The sequence below is a fragment of the Pseudomonas sp. S35 genome (assembly GCF_009866765.1).
Lineage (GTDB): Bacteria > Pseudomonadota > Gammaproteobacteria > Pseudomonadales > Pseudomonadaceae > Aquipseudomonas.
Window position 1 is genome coordinate 3793142 of the sequence record NZ_CP019431.1, and the last position, 16374, is coordinate 3809515.

Here is a 16374-nt window from a genome sequence, read left to right on the forward strand (position 1 = left end):
GGATCAGTTTTTGTAATCGGTATCGCTACGCTCCAACTGCCGGATCAACGCATTCCAATGCCGCGCCACACCCGGCCCTTCACCGCTGCTATGCGCCTGGGCCTGTTCTTCCACTTTGGCCACGACCTCACGCGGTGGAAAGACCAACTGCGCATTCCCCGCCGCCTGCGCGGCGATCTGGATATTGCACGCGCGCTCCAACCCTTGCAGTTGCTGGAATGCGTGTTCGACGCTGATGCCGGCCGTCAACAGCCCGTGATTGCGCAGGATCATCACGCTCTTGTCGCCCAGGTCCGCCACCAGCCGCTCACGCTCATCCAGGTCGAGGGCGATGCCTTCATAACCGTGGTACGCCACCCGCCCGGAAAAGGCGATGGAATGCTGGGAAATCGGCAACAAGCCGTCCTTCTGCGCCGACACCGCGATGCCATCGCGGGTGTGGGTATGCAACACCGCTTGCAGGTCATGGCGTGCGCCGTGGATGGCGCTGTGAATCACGTAGCCGGCGTAGTTGATCCCCAGGCCCGTTGGGTCGTCGACAATCGTACCGTCAAGGTCGACCTTGACCAGGTTGGAAGCGTTGATTTCATCGAACAACAGCCCAAAGGCATTGATCAGGAAATGCTCCTCCGGGCCCGGCACACGGGCGGAGAAGTGGGTATAGATATGGTCCGTCCACTTGTACAGGGCCGCCAGGCGATAGGCGGCGGCCAGTTTGACGCGTACTTCCCACTCTTCTGGCGTGACGCGCTGGCGAACGTTGTTGGAGACGCTGGAAATCGAGGTGACGCTGCTCATGGCAAAACTTCCTGGATGGCCTTAAGGACTTCCAGGCAAGCCTAGGGGATGCTCGAAAATAATAAAAAGCACATTTTAATCTAAGCTAATTATTATTTTTTTTCATATCAAGCCGCATCCCGAATCTTGTGCAACGATGCCGCCACCCACTTGCCAAACGCATCTACCGGCCCTTGCAGGTTGCCCAGGAAGTGCGGGTAGATCAGCCACAAATCCATCACCGGCTTGAAGTCCTTGAGCGGCATCACCGCCAGTTGCTCACGGTGCGCACTGCGTTCCAGCAGCGGGCGCGGCACCAGGCCAAGGCCCAACCCATCGGCGACCAAGCCCAATTGCAACTCGGTGCCGAAGGTCTCCAGGTTGACCCGCAGCGCCAAGCCCTGGTCAGACAAGGTGCGCTGCAGGCCTGCGCGGAACCCACAGCCATCCGGGTTGAGGATCCAGCCGTTCTGGTACACATCCGCCAGCTTGCACGGCTTTTTCGGCAACTGCGCCTTGGCGCACACCACCACCAGCTCCATCTTGCCAATGGACTCGCCAACGATGTTGTCGGGGAAGATCTTGCCTGCCGGGAACAGCGCCGCCGCTGCATCCAGTTCCCCCCGTTCGATCTTGCCGACCAGTTGGCTGCCCCAGCCAGTGGCGACCTGGGCGCGTAACTCGGGGTACTCGGTGCGCAGCAGCTTCAGCGCATCCAGCAGCACCACATCGCCGATGGTCTGCGGCACGCCCAGGCGCAGTACGCCGGTGGGCGGTGCATCCGTGGCCACCAGTTCGCGCAGGGCATCCATTTCGCGCAGGATCAGCCGGCACTGCTCGTATACGCGGGTGCCGATCAACGTGGGCTTCAAGGGTTTGGTATTGCGGTCGAACAGCTCCACCCCCAAGGCCTGCTCGAAGTTCTGCACGCGGCGGGTAATGGCCGGCTGGGTCAGTTGCAACGACTCGGCGGCATGGCTGATGGACTGGCAACGAATCACTTCGACAAAGGCATCGATATCGTCAATTTTCATTTGGGCCGCACATAGAGAACAGTCATTAAGATGTGTGCGAAGCATAGTTGCAGGAACGTTATCTGGATAGCCCACGCTGTGATCGATAACGTCTAACGCTATTCAGACCGGTTCTAAATTACCTTCAGCTATAAGCTAATCATTAAAAAATAGCATATTAACTATAAACATTATGCTTAGATAAACCCATCAACATCGACTGATGGAATTGTCATGACCCAGGCCCGACACCCCGAGAGACTCAGAGCCTTTATTGGCGCCCTGGCGGAACTGATTGACGGCAATCCCCGCGAAGGCGACCTGCTGCACCGTGGCGGCAAGCTACTGGCCCAACTGGTCAGCCACGATGACTGGCTCCCCGATGAGTTCGCCCAGCCCAACCCCGAGCGCTACCAGCAGTTCCTGCTGCACGCCGATTCGCGCCAGCGCTTCAGCGTCGTCAGTTTTGTGTGGGGGCCGGGGCAGACCACGCCGATTCATGACCACCGGGTATGGGGGCTGATCGGCATGTTGCGCGGCGCGGAGTTTTCCCAAGGTTTTGAGCGCGCGCCCGACGGCAGCCTGGTCGCCGAAGGCAAGCCCATTGAGTTGGTGCCGGGCCAGGTCGAGGCTGTATCGCCCAAGGTCGGTGACATCCATCAGGTGAGCAATGCCCACAGCGACCGGGTGTCCATCAGCATCCACGTGTACGGCGCCAATATCGGCGCGGTACGCCGCGCGGTGTACCAACCCGACGGCAGCGAGAAACTGTTTATCTCCGGTTATTCCAACGCCTTCCTCCCGAACATCTGGGATTTGTCCAAAGAAAAGAGCCCTGCCCTATGAGCACCGTACTGACCCGCAGTTTCGCGCAGATTCGCCAGGCCCTGTTGGACCGCGCAGAAGTCGCCCTGATCGACGTGCGCGAAGAAGCGCCGTTTGCCGAATCCCACCCGTTGTTCGCGGCGAATATCCCGTTGTCCAAACTGGAACTGGAGGTGTATGCACGCATTCCACGGCGCGATACCCAGGTCACCGTCTACGACAACGGTGAGGGGCTCGCCGCCCGCGCCGCCGAGCGCCTGGTTGCGCTGGGCTACACCCAGGTCAGCCTGCTCGACGGCGGCCTTGACGGTTGGCGCACCGCCGGTGGCGAGCTGTTTATCGATGTCAACGTACCGAGCAAAGCCTTTGGCGAACTGGTAGAGAGCGAGCGCCACACGCCGTCCCTGGCCGCCGAAGAGGTGCAAGCCCTGCTCGACAGCCAGGCCGATGTGGTGGTGCTCGACGCCCGCCGTTTCGACGAATACCAGACCATGAGCATCCCCACCAGCATCAGCGTGCCCGGTGCCGAACTGGTGCTGCGCGCCCGTGAACTGGCGCCAGACCCGGCCACGCGCATCATCGTCAACTGCGCCGGACGCACCCGCAGCATTATCGGCACCCAATCGCTGATCAACGCTGGCGTGACCAACCCGGTGTCGTCGCTGCGCAACGGCACCATCGGCTGGACCCTGGCCGGGCAGAAACTCGCCCATGGCCAGTCGCGCCGCTTTGCGCCCACCACGCCAGAACACCGCCACATCGCCGCCCAGGACGCACGCCGCGTGGCCGACAAGGCCCGCGTCGGCCGCGCCACCCTCGACGACCTGCAACGCTGGCAGCAAGAACCGACCCGCACCACCTACCTGTTCGATGTGCGCACCCCGGAAGAATTCGAAACCGGCCACCTGCCCGGCGCCCGCTCCACCCCCGGCGGCCAATTGGTCCAGGAAACCGATCACGTGGCCAGCGTACGCGGCGCACGACTGGTGCTGGCAGATGACGACGGCGTGCGCGCCAACATGTCCGCGTCGTGGCTCGCCCAACTCGGCTGGGACGTGCATGTACTGGACGACCTGCAAGCGGCGCACTTGAGCGAACAAGGCGCCTGGATCGCCCCGGTGCCCGCGCCGCCCCAAGCCGAACTGATCAGCCCGCACACCCTCGCCGACTGGCTGGCCCACGGCGACACCGTGGTGCTGGACTTCACCGCCAGCGCCAACTACGTCAAACGCCATATCCCCGGTGCATGGTGGGCGCTGCGTGCGCAACTGCCCCAAGCCCTCGCCAAGGCACCGACCGCCGAGCGCTATGTGCTCACCTGCGGCAGCAGCCAACTGGCGCGCCTGGCGGTGGCCGACGTCGAAGCCATCACCGGCAAACAAGTGTTCCTGCTGCAAGACGGCACAGCGGGTTGGATCAACGCGCAACTGCCCCTGGAAGAAGGCGAGACCCACCTGGCCTCACCGCGCATCGACCGCTACCGCCGACCGTATGAAGGCACCGACAACCCCAAGGAAGCCATGCAGGCGTATCTGGATTGGGAGTTCGGGCTGGTCGCGCAACTGGCCCGCGACGGTACGCATGGGTTCTACGTGATCTGATCGTCCGACACCCCTGCCCCTGAACGGGGGCAGGCTTCACCGACCCCTTTCCAGGCGGAGGTATCCATACCCTTTTTTGATCTACCTGGAGCCTCTATCCCATGGTCTTCACCTCCTCTTTCAAACGCCTGTTCCTGGGCACCGCCCTGGCCCTAGGCATGGCCACCACCGCCCACGCCGCCGACCTGCAGCCCCTGCGGGTGGCCAATCAAAAATCGACGATCAAGGCCCTGCTCGAAGCCTGCGGCGAAACCAAGAACGTGCCGTACACAATCCAGTGGTCGGAGTTCCCGTCCGCCTCGCCCCTGGGCGAAGCCTTGAATGCCGGCGCGGTGGATATCGGGGCCTTGGGTGATGCGCCTTATGTGTTCGCACTGGGTGCCGGTGCGGCGCTCAAGGTGGTCAGCATCATCCACGCCGAAGGGCGCAACACCACTGCCCTGCTGGTGCCCAAGGACTCGCCGATCAAGACCGCCGCCGACCTCAAGGGCAAGAAAATCGTCACCGGGCGCGGTTCCATCGGGCATTACCTGGCGATCAAGGCGTTGGCGACGGCCGGCCTGACCAGCCAGGATGTGCAGTTCATCTTCCTGCTGCCCGCCGAGTCGCGCCTGGTGCTGGATAACGGCACCGCCGATGCCTGGGCGACCTGGGATCCCTACACCACGGTGGTGACTTCACAAAGCCAGGCGCGGATCATCGCCAGCGGCAACACGCTGCTCAGCAACCACCTGTACCTCGCCGCCACCAGCCAGGCCATCGCCGACAAGCGCCCGCAACTGGACGACTTCGTCGCCCGCGTCGACCGCGCCTATGCCTGGGCCAATACCCACCCCGACGAATATGCCGCCGCCCAGACCAAAATCACCGGGCTGCCACTGGCCGTGCATGTGGCCGTGGCCAAGCAAACCCACCTGAGCCCGGTACTGATCGACGACAGCGTGATCAGCGGCCTGCAAGCCACGGCCGACACTTACCAAAAAGAAGGCCTGCTGACCAAACACATCGACGTGTCCCAGGGCTTCGACAAGAGCTTTAACGCCAAGCGTGCCCCCAACAACCAAGCCTCGCGCTAAAGGAGCAGAACATGAGCAAGCCACGTCATTTAAAACTGGGAGCAATGGTCCACGGTGTCGGCCACGGCTGGGGCGAATGGCGCCACCCGCAAGCGCAACCGAATGCCAGTACCCATTTCGGTTTCTATAAGCAGCAGACTGAACTGGCCGAAGCCGCCAAATTCGACTTCGTGTTCATCGCCGACAGCCTGCATATCCATGCCAAATCCAGCCCCCATTACCTCAACCGTTTCGAGCCGCTGACGATCCTCTCTGCCCTCGCAGCCCTGACCACGAATATCGGCCTGGTCGCCACCGTGACCGTCAGCTACACCGAGCCCTACCAAGTGGCGCGCCAGTTTGCGTCACTGGACCATATCAGCGGCGGTCGCGCCGGCTGGAACGTAGTCACCTCGTGGCTCAGCGGCACCGCCGATAACTTCGGCAAGGCCGAGCACCCGCCTCACGCGGTGCGCTACCGCATCGCCAAGGAACACCTGAACGTGGTCAAGGGCCTGTGGGATTCCTGGGAGGACGACGCCTTTGCCTACAACAAGCACAGCGGCGAGTTTTTCAACCCGGACAAGCTGCATGCCCTGAACCACAAAGGCGAGTTTTTCTCGGTCAAAGGTCCGTTGAACATTGCACGTTCGCGCCAGGGCCAGCCGGCGATTTTCCAGGCTGGCACCTCGGAAGACGGGCGTAACTTTGCCGCCGAACATTCCGATGCGATTTTCGTGCATGTGGAGAGCATCGAAGAAGGCCTGGCCTACACCCAGGACCTCAAGCGCCGCGCCAAAGGCTTTGGCCGTGACGTGAACAGCCTGTCGATCCTGCCGGGCATCCGCCCGATCGTCGGCCGCGACGCTGCCGAAGTGGAAAGCCGCTACCAGCAAGCCGTGGACCTGGTCACCGTGGAGGACGCCATCGTCGCCCTTGGCCGTCCGTTCAACGACCATGACTTCAGCCAGTACCCGTTGGACGCACCGTTCCCGGAGCTCGGCGACCTGGGCTCCAACAGCCAGAAAGGCGGCTCCGACCGTATCAAGCAACTGGCCCGCGACGAAGGCTTGACCCTGCGTGAAGTGGCCTTGCGTTTCTCGCGGCCCAAGCGTGATTTTGTCGGCACCCCGGAACAGGTCGCGGATGCGATCCAGACCTGGTTCGAGGCCGGCGCCAGCGATGGTTTCATCGTCAACTCGGTGTTGCCGGATGGCTTGCAGTTCTTCACCGAACTGGTGGTGCCGGTGCTGCAACAACGCGGCCTGTTCCGCACCGAATACACCGGCCACACCCTGCGCGATAACCTGGGGCTGGACGTACCGGCCAACCGTTACAGTATCGAGGTAGAAGCGCCGCAGGAGGCACTGGCATGAGCGAATCCCTGAACAGCCAGTTGGCGGCGCTGCACGCCGAGCGTGTCGCAACCTGGGCGCCGGCGGCGTTGCAGGTCAATATCGACCAGCGCCAGCGCCTGGTGGATCAAGCGCGGGCAGACGACTACGTGCAGGTCGGCGATGAGCTGGACCCGTTTACCCTGCTCAACGTGGACGGCGGCGAACTCAACCGCGAGCTGCTGTTGGCGGACGGCCCGGCAGTGCTGGTGTTCTTGCGCTTTGCCGGCTGCCCGGCGTGCAACATCGCCCTGCCCTATTACGAGCGCCAGCTCTACCCGCGCCTGCGTGAACTGGGCGTGCCGCTGGTGGCGGTCAGCCCGCAAGTGCCGGAGCGCCTGGTGGAGATCAAGACCCGCCATCACCTGAAGCTGCTGGTTGCGAGCGATCAGGACAACAACCTCGGCCGGCGCCTGGGCATTCTGTACAGCTTCGATGAAGCGTCGCGCCAGGCAGCGTTGGCCAAGGGCAACAGCATCGGTGAAACCACCGGGACGGGAACCTGGGAGTTGCCGCAACCGACGGTGGTGGTGATCGCCCGGGACGCCAGCGTGGCGTTCGTGGACGTCAGCCCCGATTGGTTGGTGCGTACCGAAGCCGAGCCGGTGTTGCAGGTGGTTGAGCGCTTGTTGGCCGCGCAGCCTGTACGCATCGCCATCTGACTCATGCCAACCCCACATGGAAGCGGGTTTTTGTGGTGAGCGGGCTTGTCGAATCGTCGCACCGCCCGCGTCGGGCTGCGAAGCAGCCCCATTGGATCTCCAGTGTACCTGTCGGGGGACAAGCCCCCTCACCACAGCAAGCTCCCTCCCACTTTTTGACCGAGTACACTCATCATGACGTCATCATCTCAACCGTCTCTACGCTCCGTGGAAGTCGCCAACTTCGAAGCCCTGCTCGAACGTCTCACCACCGAGTTGGCCAGCACCGCACAGCAGTACGACGACAGCGCTGCCTTCCCCTACGCCAATTTCAACCTGTTGCATGAACACGGCCTGCTCGCCCTCACCGTGCCCAAGGCCTTGGGCGGCGGCGGTGCCAGCCTGCCCCAGGCGCGCAAGGCAATCAGCGCGATTGCCAAGGGCGAGCCGTCCACCGCGTTGATTTTGGTGATGCAATACCTGCAACACACCCGCCTGCAAGACAGCAAGACCTGGCCCCAGCACCTGCGTGTGCAAGTCGCCGAAGACGCGGTAAGCAACGGCGCGCTGATCAACGCCCTGCGCGTCGAGCCTGACCTCGGCACCCCGGCCCGTGGCGGCCTGCCGGCGACCACGGCCGTGCGCACTGCCGAAGGCTGGCGCATCAGCGGACGCAAGCTTTACTCCACCGGCAGCCACGGTCTGAGCTGGTTCAGCGTATGGGCGCGCAGCGATGACGCCGACCCGCTGGTAGGCGCCTGGCTGGTGCCCAAGGACAGCCCCGGCATCCGCATCATCGACACGTGGGATCACCTGGGCATGCGCGCCACTTGCAGCCATGAAGTAGTACTCGACAACGTGCTGGTGCCGCTGGACCACGCCGTCAGTGTCAGCCCCTGGAGCGCGCCACAGCCGGAGCTGGATGCCGATGGTTTCCTGTGGATGGCGGTGCTGCTCTCGTCGGTGTACGACGCCGTGGCCCAGGCCGCACGGGACTGGCTGGTGAACTGGCTGGAAGAGCGCCAGCCGTCCAACCTCGGCGCAGCGCTGTCGACCTTACCGCGTTTCCAGGAGACCGTCGGGCAGATCGACACCCTGCTGTTTGCCAACCGCAGCCTGCTTGACGCCGCCGCCGACGGCCACACCCCGGCGACCAATGCGGCGCAGTTGAAGTACCTGGTGACCACAAACGCCATCCGTGCGGTGGAGCTGGCCATCGAAGCCTCGGGCAACCCTGGCCTGTCGCGCCACAGCCCGTTGCAACGGCACTACCGCGACGTGCTGTGCAGCCGCGTGCATACCCCGCAGAACGACGCGGTGCTGCAAGGCGTCGGCAAAGCCGTGTTCGCCCAACGCCAAAAGGAACGCACATGACTCAGGTGATTATCGCCAGCCAACTGGACGAAGACTTCAACCAGGTGATCCGCGAGCGCCTCGCCTCGGCCCATCCCGACGCCCAAGTGATCGGTGTGCCCGTCGGCGTGCCCAGCGACCTGCCGCCCCAGGCGAACATCCTGCTGCTGCGCCCTATCAACGTGCGCGGCTACACCGCCCCGGACACCCCGCCCCCAGGTTGGCCCTACGGCGCGCAATGGGTGCATCTGGTGTCGTCGGGCATCGACTTCTACCCGCAATGGCTGTTCAACGGCCCGCCGGTGACCACCTCCCGTGGCAGCGCCGCCGACAACCTCGCCGAGTTCGCCCTGGCGGCGATCTTTGCCGCGTCCAAGCACCTGCCGGATATCTGGGTGAAGGACTCACAATGGAACTTCACCGCCCTGCGCCCGATCAAGGGCACTACGCTGGGTATCCTTGGCTTTGGTGCGATTGGTGAAAGCCTGGCGCAAAAGGCCCTGGGCCTTGGGATCAACGTAGTCGCGCTGCGTCAGAGCCAAGCACCGTTCGGCGCCGGCGTGGATGCCGCCAAGGATATTCACGACCTGTTCGCCCGCGCCGACCATCTGGTGCTGGCGGCCCCACTGACCGAGGCGACGCGCAACATCGTCGACCGCGACGTGTTGGGCAGCGCCAAGCCGGGGCTGCATTTAATCAACATTGCGCGGGGCGGTTTGCTTGATCAGGAAGCGCTGCTGGAAGCGCTGGATAACGGGCAGATCGGCCTGGCATCGCTGGACGTGACCGAACCGGAACCGTTGCCGGATGGGCACCCGTTGTACAGCCATCCACGGGTGCGTTTGTCGCCGCATACGTCGGCGATTTCGACCAATAGCCGCAATGAAATTGCCGATACGTTTTTGGCGAATCTGGAGCGGTACATTTCAGGCACCGAATTGGCAAATCTAGCTAACGCCTGACGCAGTTCAAAAATGTGGGAGGGGGCTTGCCCCGCTCACCACAACAGCAGCATTGCCACCCCGGTGGGTTATTTGATGCGGTAATGGAAGGTGTTGCGCACCGCCGGTACCGCAACGGCCTTGCCATCAACGATTCTCGGCTGATAGCGGAAAGTGTTCGCCGCTGCCAGTGAAGGCCGCATGAACAACGGATGGCAGCCGTCCAACACCTTGGGGTTTTCCACGCGACCTTGGATGTTGACGCTGTACTCCAGGGTGCAATCGCCTTCGATATTCTTGTCCAGGGCGCGCTCGGGGTAGTCCGGGGCGTCCTTGCTCAGGGGCTGGTATTGGCGGCTGTCAAAGGCCGGGGCCGGTGCGGGTGTGGCGACGCGGGCTTTTTCAGTGGCCAGCCGCTCCTGGGCCGCCCGCTGTTGTTCCAGCTCGCGATTGCGTTGTTCGGTGGCCAGGCGCTCCTGTTGCTGCTCGACTTTCTTGTCCTCCACGCGTTTGCGCGCCAAGGCGGCTTTCTCAAGTTTTTGCGCCTGGATCTGTGGGTCGACCGCAGGCTTCACCGGGGCCGGAATCACCACAGGCTCCGGCGGTGCGGGAGCCGCCACCACCGGTTCAGGCACGGGCGACGGTGCCGGTGGCAGCATGACCAACTGCGTGTGCATCACTCGAGGTGCCTCCACCAGCGGCTTTTGCGTCGACCAACCCACCATCAGCGCGGCCAACACGCCCACATGCAGCGCCACCGCTGCGCTGGCCGCGAGGCTGTTGCGCCACACGCCGGACGTATCCCTGGGTTCCATCACAAGCATTGGACTGTGCATGATCATCGCCGTCATTGCGGGGCCTCGGTCACCAGCCCCAGGTTGCTGACACCGCCTTTTTGCAACACCGCCATCGCAGCGACCACGCTTCCATAGCCCGCGTTATCGTCGGCGCGGATATACACCTGGGTGTCACTGCGCGCGGCCACCACCTGCATGACCTTGGCGCCCATTTCGTCCAGGCTCACGGCGCTGTCGGTCTGGCGCTGGGTATCGAGTTCGCCGCCGAGGTTCCAGTAGTAGCCGCCGTCGGCCTTGACCGACAGCGTCAGGATTTGCTGGCGAGTATCAGTGGCCAGCGCCTCGGCGGCGACCTTGGGCAGTTCGATCTTCACGCCCTGGGTCAGCATCGGCGCGGTGACCATAAAGATCACCAGCAGCACCAGCATCACGTCGATATACGGCACCACGTTCATTTCGGCCTTGGGCCCGTGCTTGCGTTGCGGCCTGACTAACATCGCAGTGCTCCTGTTCAGGCGGCCACGGCCAGGTTGATCGGCGCACCGCGCAGGGTGCGATGCAGGCGCACTTGCAACTCGTTGCCGAAGGCGTAGTAGCGGGTCAGCAGGGTTTGGCCGCGTGCGGCGAAGCGGTTGTAGGCGATCACCGCCGGGATGGCTGCAAACAGGCCGATGGCCGTGGCAATCAACGCTTCGGCAATGCCCGGCGCGACCGTCGACAGCGTGGCCTGTTGCACCTGGGACAAACCGATAAAGGAATTCATGATGCCCCACACGGTGCCAAACAGACCGATATACGGGCTGACCGAACCGACGGTGGCGAGAAACTGCAGGCCCTTTTCCAACTCGATCTCCTGCTCGGTAATCGCCACCTGCAAGGCGCGTTCGACGCCTTCCAGCACGGCCGGATCATGGCTGTGCAGGTGCTGATATTCCTGGATGCCGGCAATAAAGATCGGCGCAATACCGCCCTCGCCCGCCTGCACGGTTTCGCGGTACAGCGGTTGCAAGTCCGCAGTTGCGCGAAAGCGCTGCACAAAGCCATTCAACTGGCGCTCCAGGCGGCGCAGTACGCTGCCGCGCTGGATGATCAGGTACCAACTGAGCAACGACGCCAGCAGCAAGGTGATCATGACCGCCTTGACCAACAGGCTGGCGTCACTGATAAGGCCCCAGATCGTCATATGTTCCATCGTCGCGTGCATGGTGATGTCCTATTCGATTAAAAAGTGATGACCGGGTGATGACGGTTCACGGCAATTCCAGGGCGCGGGTCACGTCTGCCCACGGCACGAACTTGAAGTTCTGGGTTTGCTCGGGCATGCGCTTGCGCCCGTCCTGCACCACCAGCATGCCTTGGCTCCACGGCCCGCCGAGGTTGATGGCGGTGACTTCCAGGCCGTCGGTTTCAGAGGCGCCGTCAATGCCGGCGGCGGCATTCAGACCGACGCGAAACCCGCCGTGAATCGCGAATGGCGGCTCGGCATCCACCACCAGGTAGCTGTCGTTGCCTTGGCTGGAGATCACCAGGTAGTCGCGTTTGTCGCTCTGGTACAGCGCCAGGCCCTCGACGTCCGCATGCAGTTGCGGGCCGACCTTGATCACGCTGGTGAGCGTGGCCGGTTGGTCGGCGCGGGCATCCACCGCCCATACGCCCACGTCTTCTTCACCAATGAACAGGCGCTGGCGCTGGTCGTCGGCCACGCAGCCTTCTGGTTGGCTGTCGACCTTGAACTGGCGCACCAGCTCGCCCTGCACGCGACCATCCGGGGCACTCAGGCGGTATTGCAGGAAGGTGCCGTCCTTGCCGTTGGCAATGGCGTAGATCTCACCGCTGGCGGGCTGGTACAGGCAGATGCCGTAGATTTCCTTGAGCGGCGTTGCCACTTCACCGGCTTCGCGCAACTCGCCGCTCTGGCGGTCGATGCTGAACAGGCTGAGGCTGTTGTGATCACGATTGCTGGCGACGGCGAGGTCCACAGTCTGCGCACCCAGCTTGAAGTTGGGGCGCACATCGACGTTGTTCAGGCGCCCGACTGCCAGTTCCTGCAGCAGCTTGCCATCGAGGTCGTAGGCCAGCAGGCCCTGCTTTTTGTTGGTACCCAGTACGCGGCTTTTGGCCGGGGTCTGGGGGTGAATCCAGATCGCCGGGTCATCCGCCGCATCGCCCTGGCGGCCGACCGGGTCGGTTTGGCGCACGGCGGCCACTTCCGGCAGCACCGGTTCGGCCGCTACCGGCTTGGGTTGCCAGTGGAGTGTGCCCTGGTAGAGCGTGCCGCTGTCGTCGTCGCGTACCAGCAGTTGTTGGCCGTTGAGGCTCAGTTGCTCAGGCTCTTTCAAACCCGCCAGGCGCAGGCTCGATTGCTCGACCCAACGTTCGCCAGTCTGTTGGAACAGATGCAGTTGTGCGGCCTTGGGGTCCAGCGCAACCAGGCCGCCCGGTACTAAGGCGATGGCGCCAGCTTCACGCTTGGGATCGTCGAACACCGCCACCGGCGTGCGTTTTACATCCGCTTCCGGATGCGCCGGGTAGGCCCACCAGCCGACGTTTTCTTCGTTCACCACCAACTGATGGGTGGCGTCATCCACCTGGCAGAACTGCGCCGACGACGGCAACGGCAGGCCGCGCACGCGTTGGGCTTCGGCCAGCAGTGTCGCGCCGTTGCCCACCAGCCATTGTTCGCCCTTGCCCTCTTCGCCCACCAAAAAGACAAACAGGTTGGCCGCTGAATCGCGGTACAGGCACAGGCCGTTCACCGGGTAATCGCGGGGCGGCAGGTACAGCGGTTTGCCCCAGGTTTTGTTGGCCCTGTCGAGGTTGATCAACAGCGCTTGCTGCCGCTCATTGTCGAGGCTGGCGACCAGGACCTGGGCGCCGGCAGCGCGGGTGTCGAGGCTGCTGAAGTTGCCTTTGAAGCGGGTCAGTTCGGTGCCTTTGGCGTCGAGCAGTTGCAGGCCGTCGAGAGTGCTGGCGGCCAGGCGTTCCGTGGCGTTGGGCAGGAAGGCCACGGCTTCGGCGTTCAAGGACGGCGCCCAGGGGCGCAGGGCCAGATCGGTGGCGAATGCAGTGCCGCTGGTGACCAGGGCGATCAGCAAGTACAGCTTGGAAATTCTCATGAACAAACAAAATCCTTCGAAAACAGTGGAGATCCAATGTGTTGGATTCAAAAGTGGGTAAAGGTCAGGCCGAGCTTGTAGGTCGGGCCGTACTCTTCGTACTGGCCGTTGTAGCTGCGGTTGCCGGTGTAGACGAAGTACGACTCATCCGTGAGGTTCTGCGCTTCGAAGCTGACTTGCAGGTTCTTGGTCAGCGAGTAGCGCGCGCTGAAATCGACGAAGGTTTGCGCGTCGACATGCAGGTCGTGGGCCTTGTCGTTGATCGACGCCAACTCGTACAGGTAGGCCGACTTGTAGTTGGCCGACAGGCGCAGGCTGAGCTTGTCGTCTTCCCAGCCGACCATCAGGTTGCCGACCGTGTCCGATTGGTTGGGCAAGCTGATGTTGCGCTTGCGGTTCGTCCCGCTGGCACTGTCGAAGCCTTCGATATCGGCGCTGGAGCGACTGAACGTACTATTGGCGCCCACCAGCAAACCGTTCCACGGCGCGGGCAGCCAGTCGAATTTCTGCGAATAGGCCAGTTCCAGGCCGTAGAGCTTGGCGCTGTCGCCGTTGGCGTAGGTGTGGGCCTCGGAGAAGTTGGTCCAGGCGCCGGTGCCGGCCACGTCGGTGTTGTAGACGAAGTTCTTGATGTCTTTGTAGAACACGAACGCCGACACGGTGCCGGCCCGGCCCATGAAGTGCTCGATGCCCAGGTCCAGGTTGCTCGACTCCAGGGGCTTGAGGTCCGGGTTGCCAAAGGTGGCTTCGTCATCGTCGATCACAAAGCCCGGCGCCAGTTGGCCGAAGGTTGGGCGCACCACGGACTTGGTCCACGCCGCACGCACTTGGGTGTTTTTGTCGATCTGGTAGCGCGCATGCAGGCCCGGCAACCAGTGGTGATAGCGGCGCTTGGTCTCGGTGGCGGTGAACACGCCATCGGTGGCGCCGGTACCCTTGGCTTCGAACTCGGTGCCCTCGTAGCGCAGGCCGGCGATAAAGCGCCAGTCGTCGATATCGATCGTGTTCATCAGGTAGCCGGCGTTGATGTCTTCGCGAATGGTGAAGTCGTTGACCCGGGATTCGGTCTCGTCATAAAAGTGCGCCGCATTGAGGCTGCCGATCAACTGCTTGATGCCGCTGGCGCTGATGCCCGGGCCGTAGTTGCCGAGGCGGTAGTCGACGCTGCCCTTCTGGAATTGGCTGAGGTTGAGCTGGTCGGCGGTGTAGCCAAGGGTGTCGAAGTCTTGGTAGACCCAGGCTTCGAGGTCGTTGTCCTTGTTGCGGCGGCTGACCTTGCCGCCGAACTTGAACTGGGACGCATAGCCACTGAGGTCGTAGTCACGGGCCAGGTCCAGGCGCAGGTTTTTCTCGGTGTCTTTGGTGTTCTGTTTTTCCCAATCGACCTTGTCGAGGGTGAAGCTGCTGGCGTCGTAGAAGCCGGCGCCGATGATCGGACGTGGCTTGCTGTTGTCGTAGAAGCCGCTGTTGGCAAAGTCGCCGCCGTCGAAGGTGGCCCCGGCGATATGCGCCGGGCTGTCTTCGCTGGACTGGCTGTAGCCGGCCTGGCCGCTGAGGGTCCACAGGCCGAGCATGCGCTCGCCGCCGAACACGTAGGATTGGATTTGCTGGGTTTCCTCACGGTTCTTCAGCTTGCGCTTGGCTTCGGCATCGCCCAGCTCACCGGCGGCCTGGGGGTCGGCGAATTCGATGCTGGTGGAATTGCGGGTCTCGGTGTCTTTGTAGCGGCTGTAGAGGGTGCGCAGGTAGTAACTGCTGAGGTCATCGGGCTTGTAGTCGAAGTTCAGGCCACCGCCAGCACGTTCGCGACTGATGTCGTAGTCACGCTGTTCGAATTCGTTGAGCTTGGCGCCGCTGGTGAAGTCCCAGGCGCCGCCGGTTTCGACGTTGTCGGAGCCGAAGTCGCGCTTCTGCCAGCTCAGGGCTGCGGCCACGCCGAAGTTATCGATGCCGTCGCCGAGGCTGAAACGGTTACTGGCGGCGCCGGAGAATTTGGGGCTGGTCTGGCTCGTATTCTTGTCGTAGCTGGCTTCGGTGCTGCCGGTGTAGAACAGGCCTTTGTGGTCGAAGGCCGACAGGCTTTGCACGTCGACGGTACCGCCCAGGGAGTTGGCGTCCATGTCCGGGGTGAGGGTCTTGATCACCGACAACGACTGCACCAACTCCGACGGCAGCACATCGAGGGCCACGGCGCGGCGTGCGCTTTCCGGGGCAGGTACCAGGGTGCCGTTGATGGTCACGCTGTTGAGGTCCGGGCCGAGGCCACGCACGCTGACGAAACGCCCTTCACCCTGGTCGCGCTCGACGCTGATGCCAGGCAATCGTTGGGCTGCCTCGGCGACGTTTTCATCGGGCAATTGGGCCACGCCATCGGCATGCACCACGCTCTTGATGCTGTCTGAGCTGCGCTGCTCTTTGAGCGCTTGATCGATGGCGGCTGCCTGGCCGACCACTTCGACGTGCTCGGTGGTGGTGGCCTCGGCCGCATTCAGCCGCTCGCTGGCAATCGCCAGGGCCAAGGCGGTAAGCGTGAAGCTGACGAGCCCGGTGCGCTTGTACATGAAATCCTCCCCAAGAATCCGTTGGCGCCAGGCAAGTGGCCCGGCAACTGGGAGGGCAAGCTAGGGGTGGGGGATGACGGTTCTGTGACAGGAGCTGCTGTGAAGCCTGTAAACCTTGGGTTTCACCTGCCTCTGGACTTGGAATGAGCTGATATGACCTGTGAAAATCAAATGTGGGAGGGGCTTGCTGTGGTGAGGGGGCTTGCCCCCCGACGGGTTCACTGAGGATCCGGCGGGTCTGCTTCGCAGACCAGCGCGGGGCAAGCCCGCTCACCACAGCAAGCTCCCACATTGATGATT

The 16374-nt window shown here is 63.0% G+C and carries 14 protein-coding genes; 7 read left to right on the forward strand and 7 right to left on the reverse strand.

Going from position 1 to position 16374, the window contains the following annotated elements; translation table 11 throughout:
* Positions 1-3 precede the first annotated feature (3 nt).
* Together PspS35_RS16730 and PspS35_RS16735 are read right to left on the reverse strand one after the other, a co-directional pair.
* Positions 4-798 (reverse strand): class II aldolase/adducin family protein, encoded by a 795-nt coding sequence (locus tag PspS35_RS16730; protein ID WP_159935844.1) that lies wholly within the window; start codon positions 796-798, stop codon positions 4-6.
* A 107-nt stretch (positions 799-905) separates the two neighbouring features.
* Entirely contained in the window at positions 906-1811 is a 906-nt protein-coding gene (locus PspS35_RS16735; protein ID WP_159935845.1) for a LysR family transcriptional regulator, read from the reverse strand.
* A 213-nt stretch (positions 1812-2024) separates the two neighbouring features.
* On the opposite strand from PspS35_RS16735, the gene PspS35_RS16740 reads away from it, so the two are divergent.
* The 7 genes from PspS35_RS16740 (at position 2025) to PspS35_RS16770 (ending at position 9621) form a co-directional block, all read left to right on the forward strand.
* On the forward strand, positions 2025-2636 hold the full coding sequence (locus PspS35_RS16740; RefSeq protein ID WP_159935846.1) for a cysteine dioxygenase: 612 nt from the start codon (positions 2025-2027) through the stop codon (positions 2634-2636).
* Entirely contained in the window at positions 2633-4216 is a 1584-nt protein-coding gene (locus tag PspS35_RS16745) for a rhodanese-related sulfurtransferase (protein ID WP_159935847.1), read from the forward strand. Before PspS35_RS16740 ends, PspS35_RS16745 begins: the two co-directional genes overlap by 4 nt.
* Before the next feature lie 101 nt (positions 4217-4317).
* Entirely contained in the window at positions 4318-5292 is a 975-nt protein-coding gene (locus PspS35_RS16750; protein ID WP_159935848.1) for an ABC transporter substrate-binding protein, read from the forward strand.
* An 11-nt stretch (positions 5293-5303) separates the two neighbouring features.
* Entirely contained in the window at positions 5304-6647 is a 1344-nt protein-coding gene (locus PspS35_RS16755) for an LLM class flavin-dependent oxidoreductase (RefSeq protein WP_159935849.1), read from the forward strand.
* A complete protein-coding gene (locus PspS35_RS16760) occupies positions 6644-7327 on the forward strand; it encodes a peroxiredoxin-like family protein (protein WP_159935850.1) in 684 nt (227 codons plus the stop codon). The genes PspS35_RS16755 and PspS35_RS16760 overlap by 4 nt, the downstream gene beginning before the upstream one ends.
* Positions 7328-7501: 174 nt before the next feature.
* Positions 7502-8680, forward strand: a complete 1179-nt coding sequence (locus PspS35_RS16765) for an acyl-CoA dehydrogenase family protein (RefSeq protein ID WP_159935851.1) — start codon at positions 7502-7504, stop codon at positions 8678-8680.
* Positions 8677-9621 carry a D-isomer specific 2-hydroxyacid dehydrogenase family protein gene (locus PspS35_RS16770; RefSeq protein ID WP_159935852.1) on the forward strand — a complete coding sequence of 315 codons (945 nt, stop codon included), beginning with the start codon at positions 8677-8679 and terminating at the stop codon, positions 9619-9621. The genes PspS35_RS16765 and PspS35_RS16770 overlap by 4 nt, the downstream gene beginning before the upstream one ends.
* Positions 9622-9689: 68 nt before the next feature.
* Here PspS35_RS16770 and PspS35_RS16775 read toward each other — a convergent pair whose 3' ends face one another.
* Genes PspS35_RS16775 through PspS35_RS16795 form a run of 5 tightly spaced genes read right to left on the reverse strand, consistent with a single transcriptional unit; the run spans position 9690 to position 16074 of the window.
* A complete protein-coding gene (locus PspS35_RS16775) occupies positions 9690-10451 on the reverse strand; it encodes an energy transducer TonB (RefSeq protein ID WP_159935853.1) in 762 nt (253 codons plus the stop codon).
* Complete coding sequence (gene tolR / locus PspS35_RS16780; protein ID WP_159935854.1) at positions 10448-10894, reverse strand: protein TolR; 447 nt, start codon at positions 10892-10894, stop codon at positions 10448-10450. The genes PspS35_RS16775 and tolR overlap by 4 nt, the downstream gene beginning before the upstream one ends.
* 14 nt (positions 10895-10908) lie before the next feature.
* Entirely contained in the window at positions 10909-11601 is a 693-nt protein-coding gene (gene tolQ / locus PspS35_RS16785; RefSeq protein WP_159935855.1) for a protein TolQ, read from the reverse strand.
* Positions 11602-11647: 46 nt separating this feature from the next.
* Entirely contained in the window at positions 11648-13513 is a 1866-nt protein-coding gene (locus tag PspS35_RS16790; RefSeq protein ID WP_159935856.1) for a phytase, read from the reverse strand.
* A gap of 47 nt (positions 13514-13560) precedes the next feature.
* The gene (locus PspS35_RS16795) at positions 13561-16074 is read right to left on the reverse strand and encodes a TonB-dependent receptor (protein WP_159935857.1); all 2514 of its coding nucleotides are present in this window, start codon (positions 16072-16074) and stop codon (positions 13561-13563) included.
* Positions 16075-16374: the final 300 nt, after the last annotated feature.